We start from the raw sequence: 7264 nt of genomic DNA on the forward strand, positions 1-7264 counted from the left end.
CCCGAATACGCCCAGTACGGGGGCGCCCCTCCGCCTTGCGATGCACCGCATCCGACGCCGTGCGCTGATCCACCGGGGATTACGGGACAGCCCTTTAGGGCGTGGCGCGCCGCCGCTCCGGGGGCGGCGCCCGGGGAACGGTGGAAGGGCGGACGGCCCCGCAGGGCCGCCGGTCACCGGCCCGCCCGCCGCCGGACAGCGCCGCCTCAGGAAGGCGTGGGCGCGTGGCGGCGGGCGCGGAGGGCCAGGCTCAGGGACAGGACCGTCTCCGGGTCGTCCAGGTCCGTGCCCAGGAGCTCCGAGATGCGGGCCAGTCGGTTGTACAGCGTCTGCCGGTTCAGGTGCAGCTCACGCGCCGTCTCCGCCTTGCGGCCGGCGTGGGCGAGATACGTCTCCAGCGTGGGCAGGAGCGGCGGGCGCGAGGTCGTGTCGTGCGTGCGCAGCGGGCCGATCGCGCGGTCCACGAAGGCCGCCAGGTCGGGGTGTTCGCGCAGCCGCCACAGCAGCAGGTCGATGTCCAGGCGCCGGGCGTCGTACCAGGGGCGGGCCGGCAGGCCGTGCGCCGCCGTGGCGGTCTCCGCGGCGTGGCGCAGGCCCGCCGAGGCGGCCGCCCAGCCACCCGCCACCCCGACGACCACGGCCGGCGGGGCGTCGGCCCGGTCCAGGCCCGCGCGTTCGACGCCCGCCCGCAGCGCGGCCGAGACCCGGTCCGCCACCGCCGTACGCTCCGACTCCGCGCGCAGGGAGACCAGCAGCGGCACACGGCCCTCGACCGGGCGGACGCCGAGCAGGACCGGGACGCCGACGGACGACAGCTCCTCCAGCACCGCACGGGCCAGGACGGCCCAGTTCCCCGACGGCCCGAGGTCCGAGGCCAGCCGCATCACCACCGGCAGCAGCGGACCGCCGCCGCCCGGCTTGAAGCCCAGGACGCGGGCCTGCGCCGGGGCGTCGTCCGCCGAGATGCGGCCCTCCGCCAGGTCCGTCAGGAAGTCGCCGCGGCCGCGCGCCGCCAGCTCCTCCTCCTGCCGCGCCTGCATCAGGACGACGGCCAGGACGCCGGCCGTGCGTTCGGCCGCCATCCGATGCACCGGGAGCAGCGGCGCCGAGACCCCGACCAGGACGACGCGGGCCCGGACCGAGCCGGTGCCGTGGCCCCCGCCCGGGACGTCGACCACCACCGTGTTGGTGGAGGGTTCGGCCTCGCGCTGGCCCCGCAGGCCCTCCCACACCTGGAGCGGGTCCGCGCCCGCGTCTCCCGCCGCGCTGCCGGCGGCGTACAGGAGCTGCCCGTCGGGGGTCTCCAGGAAGACCGGGTTCGCAGAGAAGTCGGCCAGGATCCGCAGGACCTGCGGGATGCCCCCACCGCCCAGCAGGGCCTCCGTGCAGCGGCGGTGGACCTCCTCGGCCCGCTGGAGCAGGGCGTAGTGGTGGTTGACGATCTCGGTGTGGACCTCCTCCGTCACCGCGACGAAGGGGACCTCCCGGTGGAGCTGGACCAGGGGCAGCCCCGCCGAGCGCGCGGTCTCCACGAGGGTGGCGGGCAGCCGGGTGAAGCGCGGGCCCAGTTCGACGACCAGCGCGGCGATCCCGCGGTCCGCGAGGCGGCGTACGAAGGCCCGCTGCTCGGCCGGCCGGGTGCCGAGGCCCAAACCCGTGGTCAGCAGCAGCTCACCGCCCTTGAGCAGGGAGGCGATGTTCGGCACCTCGCCCGCGTGCACCCAGCGGACGGTCCGCCCCAGACGGTCGGCGCAGGCCACCACCTCCGGCAGTCCGCCGCGCAGCCCCGGCAGTTCCAGTGCCCGCTGAACCGTGATCCCGCCCTGGTCTTCCATATCGCGGGACGCTACCGGCAGACTTGTGCCCATCGTCAGGCGGGCCGGATGTTGTGGTTGAAGCGGAAGATGTTGTCCGGGTCGTACTGCCGCTTCAGCGCGCCCAGCCGCTGCATGTTCTCGGTGCCGAGGCCCGAGACCACCCGCTCCGCGCCCTCGTCCCCGGTGAAGTTGAGGTAGACCGCGCCGGTGCTCCACGGCCGGACGTCGGCGCGGACGTCCTTGACCCACTGCCGGCAGCGCTCGTCGTCGGCCGCGTCCTCCCAGATCCCGAACGGGTGCACCGCCCACGGCGCGTCGCGGTACGGCACAGGGTAGTCGGCCGGGCCGGTGGCGATGGCGCCGCCCTGCGGGAAGACCAGGTGCTGGGTGCCGGTCGGTACCGGCATGGCCTCGGCGCGGGCACAGAAGACGTCCACGAACGCGTCGGGACAGCTGGTGAGGTACTCGGCCGACCAGTAGTTCCGCATCCCCGGCGGGTCGTCGATCATGCACTGGAGATCGGCGTACGGGATGGCCGTGACGATCTCCGACTCGTGGGGGATCGCCAGCAGCGGTTCGGCCAGCTTGCGCATCTCCTCCTCGGGGCCCGCGTACGTCAGCAGGGCCCCCGCCAGCAGCCGGCCGATCAGGTGCGGTGGGACGAACTCCTCGGGCGGGCCGGTCAGGTAGAGGGCGGCGCCCGCAGCCTCGGGCGGTGCGGCCTCGATGACGTCCCGGTACGTACGGAGCACCTCGGGCCCGCGCTCCGGCAGGTACAGCAGGAACGCGATCGACATGGCGGGCAGTTCGTACAGCCGCAGGGTCAGCGAGGTGGCGATGCCGAAGTTCCCCCCGCCGCCGTGCAGACCCCAGAACAGCTCCGGGTGCTCCTCCGTGGTCGCGTGGACCAGCTCGCCCTCGGCGGTGACCAGGTCCACGCCCAGCAGGTTGTCCACGGCCAGGCCGAACTTCCGGTCCAGCCAGCCGCTGCCGCCGCCCAGGACGTAGCCGCCGACACCGGTGGTGGAGGCGCGGCCGCCGGTCGTCGCCAGCCCGTACGGCGCGCAGGCGCGGTCCAGGTGGCTCATCGTGGCCCCGCCGCCGATGTGCGCGGCCCGGGCCGCCGGATGGACCGTCACCTCGTGCATCCGCCGCAGGTCCACGACGAGGCCGCCGTCGTTGAGGGACATCCCGGCCACACTGTGCCCGCCGCCGCGCACGGCGATGTTCAGGTCCAGCTCCCTCGCGAAACGCACGGCCGTCACCACGTCCGCCGCGCTCTCGCACTGGGCGATCACGGCGGGTCTGCGGTCGATCATCGCGTTGAAGAGGGTGCGGGCCTCGTCGTACCCCGGATCCTCCGGAGCGAAGACCTCGCCGGACAGATCCTCGCGGAGCGCGGTCAGTGCCGCGCCCGCCTTCGACAGGGGAGCCATGGCTGCCCCTTCCACCGGAGGGAGGGCATAGGACCCCTCCAGCGTAGGCGCGGACGATCACCGGGGCGCGGCGAGAAAGTCCGCGCCCCGGCGAGCCGCTCCGGTGTCAGCCGCCGTACGCCCCGCTGGCCGTCAGCCGCAGGGCCGTGTCGATCAGCGGAACGTGGCTGAAGGCCTGCGGGAAGTTCCCGACCTGCCGCTGGAGCCGCGGGTCCCACTCCTCGGCGAGCAGGCCCAAGTCGTTGCGGAGCGCCAGCAGCCGCTCGAACAGCCGCCGTGCCTCGTCCACCCGGCCGATCATCGCCAGGTCGTCGGCCATCCAGAACGAGCAGGCCAGGAAGGCTCCCTCGTCGCCTTCCAATCCGTCCACGCCGGCCTCCTCGCCGGCGGTCGGGTAGCGCAGGATGAAACCGTCGGGCGTGGACAGCTCGCGCTGGATCGCCTCGATGGTGCCGATGACCCGCTTGTCGTCCGGCGGCAGGAAGCCCATCTGCGGGATCAGCAGCAGGGAGGCGTCCAGCTCCTTCGACCCGTACGACTGGGTGAAGGTGTTGCGCTCCTTGTCGTAACCCTTCTCGCACACGTCCTGGTGGATCTCGTCGCGCAGCTCGCGCCACCGCTCCAGCGGGCCGTCCGCGTCCCCGCTCTCGATCAGCTTGATCGTGCGGTCCACGGCCACCCAGGCCATCACCTTCGAGTGCACGAAGTGGCGGCGCGGGCCGCGCACCTCCCAGATGCCCTCGTCCGGCTGGTCCCAGTGGGTCTCCAGATAGCGGATCAGTTTGAGCTGCAGCAGCGAGGCGTAGTCGCTGCGGGCGAGCCCCGTCATGTGGCCCAGGTGCAGGGCCTCGGTGACCTCGCCGTACACGTCGAGCTGGAGCTGGCCCGCGGCGCCGTTGCCGACGCGGACCGGGCGGGAGTTCTCGTAGCCGGGCAGCCAGTCGAGCTCGGTCTCGCCGAGCTCCCGCTCGCCCGCGATCCCGTACATGATCTGCAGGTTCTCCGGGTCGCCGGCGACCGCGCGCAGCAGCCACTCGCGCCAGGCGCGGGCCTCCTCGCGGTATCCGGTGCGCAGCAGCGAGGAGAGGGTGATGGCCGCGTCCCGCAGCCAGGTGTAACGGTAGTCCCAGTTGCGGACCCCGCCGATCTCCTCGGGGAGGGAAGTGGTCGGCGCGGCGACGATCCCCCCTGTGGGGCCGTAGGTGAGGGCCTTGAGGGTGATCAGCGAGCGGATCACCGCCTCCCGGTAGGGCCCGTGGTAGGTGCACTGCTCGACCCACTCGCGCCAGAAGTCGGTGGTCGACTCCAGCGCCGCCTCGGCGTCGGGGGTCTCGGGCGCGTCGCGGTGCGAGGCCTGCCAGCTGATGCTGAAGGCCTTCCGGTCGCCCGGTCCGACGGTGAAGTCGGAGTACGTCGTCAGGTCCTTGCCGTAGGTCTGCGCGTCGGCGTCCAGCCAGACCGAGTCGGGGCCGGCGACGGCCACGGTGCGCCCGTCGACCTTGTGCACCCACGGCACGACCCGCCCGTAGCTGAAGCGCATCCGCAGCGCCGAGCGCATCTGCACCCGCCCGCTGATGCCCTCCACGATGCGGATCAGCTGGGGCGCGTGGTCCTCTCGGGGCGGCATGAAGTCGATCACGCGGACCCTGCCGCGCGGGGTGTCCCACTCCGACTCCAGCACCAGCGAGTCACCGCGGTAGCGGCGGCGTGTCGCACGCGGGGCCTCGGTGCCCGCCGGGAACGACGGGCCGATCCGCCAGAACCCGTGATCCTCGGTGCCGAGAATGCTCGCGAACACGGCGTGCGAGTCGAAGCGTGGCAGGCACAGCCAGTCCACCGCTCCGTCCCGACAGACCAGTGCCGCGGTCTGCATGTCCCCGATCAGTGCGTAATCCTCGATGCGCCCGGACACGTGCATCTCCAGTCGAACGGCCACGTCCGCCCCGAAGGGCGCTTGCATTGCGCGGTTGCGCGGTCTCCTGTGTGCAGGGATCTCCGCGTGAGCCCATGATTCCGTATATCGGCTCGATTAGGCCGTCTGACGGACTGCCCGGCGGTGATGTGTGCAATATCCGAGCAGGATATGTCGGCACCCTAGTGATCTCCGTGAGCCCCGGAAGAATGCGGTTGGGCCGAACGGGTGAGCAGCGGCCCCGCCGCCCCGGCGCACGTCGGCGCTCCCGGACCGGGTGAGCGCGCCGCGTGCCCGGAGGCGGACCGCTCCGGGCGCTGATAGGCTGGTACCCCGTGGACCGGTGGTCTGCCTGTGCGAATCAGGAGCCCCGAAACCGCAGCTTCGGCGCCCCCCGAGACCCTTTCGGATCGACGGTGGCCAGCGCCGGACGCACCTCACTTCGCGACCACGGGAGCCCCCTCTTGGCGATGCCGCCCGCTGCTTTTCGAAACAGCACAGCCATGACGACCAAGCACATCTTCGTCACCGGGGGTGTCGCTTCCTCCCTCGGCAAGGGCCTGACGGCCTCCAGCCTGGGTGCGCTGCTGAAGGCGCGCGGTCTGCGGGTCACGATGCAGAAGCTCGACCCGTACCTGAACGTCGACCCCGGCACGATGAACCCGTTCCAGCACGGTGAGGTGTTCGTCACCAACGACGGCGCCGAGACCGACCTGGACATCGGCCACTACGAGCGCTTCCTCGACGTCGACCTCGACGGCTCGGCCAACGTCACCACCGGCCAGGTCTACAACACGGTCATCGCCAAGGAGCGCCGCGGCGAGTACCTCGGTGACACCGTCCAGGTCATCCCGCACATCACCAACGAGATCAAGCACCGCATCCGCCGCATGGCGACCGAGGACGTCGACGTCGTCATCACCGAGGTCGGCGGCACCGTCGGCGACATCGAGTCGCTGCCGTTCCTGGAGACCGTCCGCCAGGTCCGCCACGAGGTCGGCCGCGACAACGTCTTCGTCGTGCACATCTCGCTGCTCCCCTACATCGGCCCCTCCGGTGAGCTCAAGACCAAGCCGACCCAGCACTCGGTCGCGGCCCTGCGCAACATCGGTATCCAGCCCGACGCGATCGTGCTGCGCGCCGACCGTGACGTCCCCACCTCCATCAAGCGCAAGATCTCGCTGATGTGCGACGTGGACGAGGCGGCCGTCGTCGCGGCGATCGACGCCAAGTCGATCTACGACATCCCGAAGGTGCTGCACACCGAGGGCCTGGACGCGTACGTCGTGCGCAAGCTCGACCTGCCGTTCCGCGACGTGGACTGGACGGTCTGGGAGGACCTGCTCGACCGGGTCCACAACCCCGACCACGAGGTCAAGGTCGCGCTGGTCGGCAAGTACATCGACCTGCCCGACGCCTATCTGTCGGTGACCGAGGCGCTGCGCGCCGGCGGTTTCGCCAACAAGGCCCGCGTCCAGATCAAGTGGGTCACCTCCGACGACTGCAAGACCCCGGCCGGTGCCGCGGCGGTGCTCGGCGACGTGGACGCCATCTGCGTGCCCGGCGGCTTCGGTGACCGCGGTGTCAACGGCAAGGTCGGCGCGATCACCTACGCCCGCGAGAACAAGATCCCGCTGCTCGGCCTGTGCCTGGGTCTGCAGTGCGTGGTCATCGAGGCCGCGCGCAACCTCGCGGGCATCGACGACGCCAACTCCACCGAGTTCGACGCCTCCACCCCGCACCCGGTCATCTCGACCATGGAGGAGCAGCTGGCCTTCGTCGAGGGCGCGGGCGACCTGGGCGGCACCATGCGTCTGGGCATGTACCCGGCGAAGCTCGCCGAGGGCTCCATCGTGCGCGAGGTCTACGGCGACCAGGCGTACGTCGACGAGCGCCACCGCCACCGCTACGAGGTCAACAACGCCTACCGCGGCGAGCTGGAGAAGAAGGCGGGCCTCGTCTTCTCCGGTACCTCCCCGGACAACAAGCTCGTCGAGTACGTCGAGTACCCGCGCGAGGTGCACCCCTACCTGGTGGCCACCCAGGCCCACCCGGAGCTGCGCTCGCGCCCGACCCGCCCGCACCCGCTGTTCGCGGGC

At 71.9% G+C, this 7264-nt stretch carries 4 protein-coding genes; 1 reads left to right on the forward strand and 3 read right to left on the reverse strand.

Annotated elements, in window-relative coordinates; all coding sequences use genetic code 11:
- Nucleotides 1–206: 206 nt before the first annotated feature.
- The 3 genes from ACWGIU_RS24135 to ACWGIU_RS24145 all read right to left on the reverse strand — a co-directional run bounded on the left by ACWGIU_RS24135 (nucleotide 207) and on the right by ACWGIU_RS24145 (nucleotide 5171).
- Nucleotides 207–1835 carry a PucR family transcriptional regulator gene (locus ACWGIU_RS24135; RefSeq protein ID WP_453708983.1) on the reverse strand — a complete coding sequence of 543 codons (1629 nt, stop codon included), beginning with the start codon at nucleotides 1833–1835 and terminating at the stop codon, nucleotides 207–209.
- Between the two features lie 35 nt (nucleotides 1836–1870).
- Entirely contained in the window at nucleotides 1871–3253 is a 1383-nt protein-coding gene (locus tag ACWGIU_RS24140) for an FAD-binding protein (RefSeq protein ID WP_453708985.1), read from the reverse strand.
- A gap of 106 nt (nucleotides 3254–3359) precedes the next feature.
- Entirely contained in the window at nucleotides 3360–5171 is a 1812-nt protein-coding gene (locus tag ACWGIU_RS24145; protein WP_453708987.1) for a glycoside hydrolase family 15 protein, read from the reverse strand.
- A 464-nt stretch (nucleotides 5172–5635) separates the two neighbouring features.
- Here ACWGIU_RS24145 and ACWGIU_RS24150 point away from each other — a divergent pair.
- Nucleotides 5636–7264, forward strand: a 1629-nt coding sequence (locus tag ACWGIU_RS24150; protein WP_453708989.1) for a CTP synthase, incomplete at its 3' end; no start/stop codon positions are given.

This window comes from Streptomyces sp. NPDC054840, from assembly GCF_053611065.1.

Coding starts and splice junctions, on each gene's coding strand:
- ACWGIU_RS24135 (WP_453708983.1), bottom strand. CDS start 1,835: ATGGAAGACCAGGGCGGGATCACGGTTCAGCGGGCACTGGAACTGCCG.
- ACWGIU_RS24145 (WP_453708987.1), bottom strand. CDS start 5,171: ATGCACGTGTCCGGGCGCATCGAGGATTACGCACTGATCGGGGACATG.
- ACWGIU_RS24140 (WP_453708985.1), bottom strand. CDS start 3,253: ATGGCTCCCCTGTCGAAGGCGGGCGCGGCACTGACCGCGCTCCGCGAG.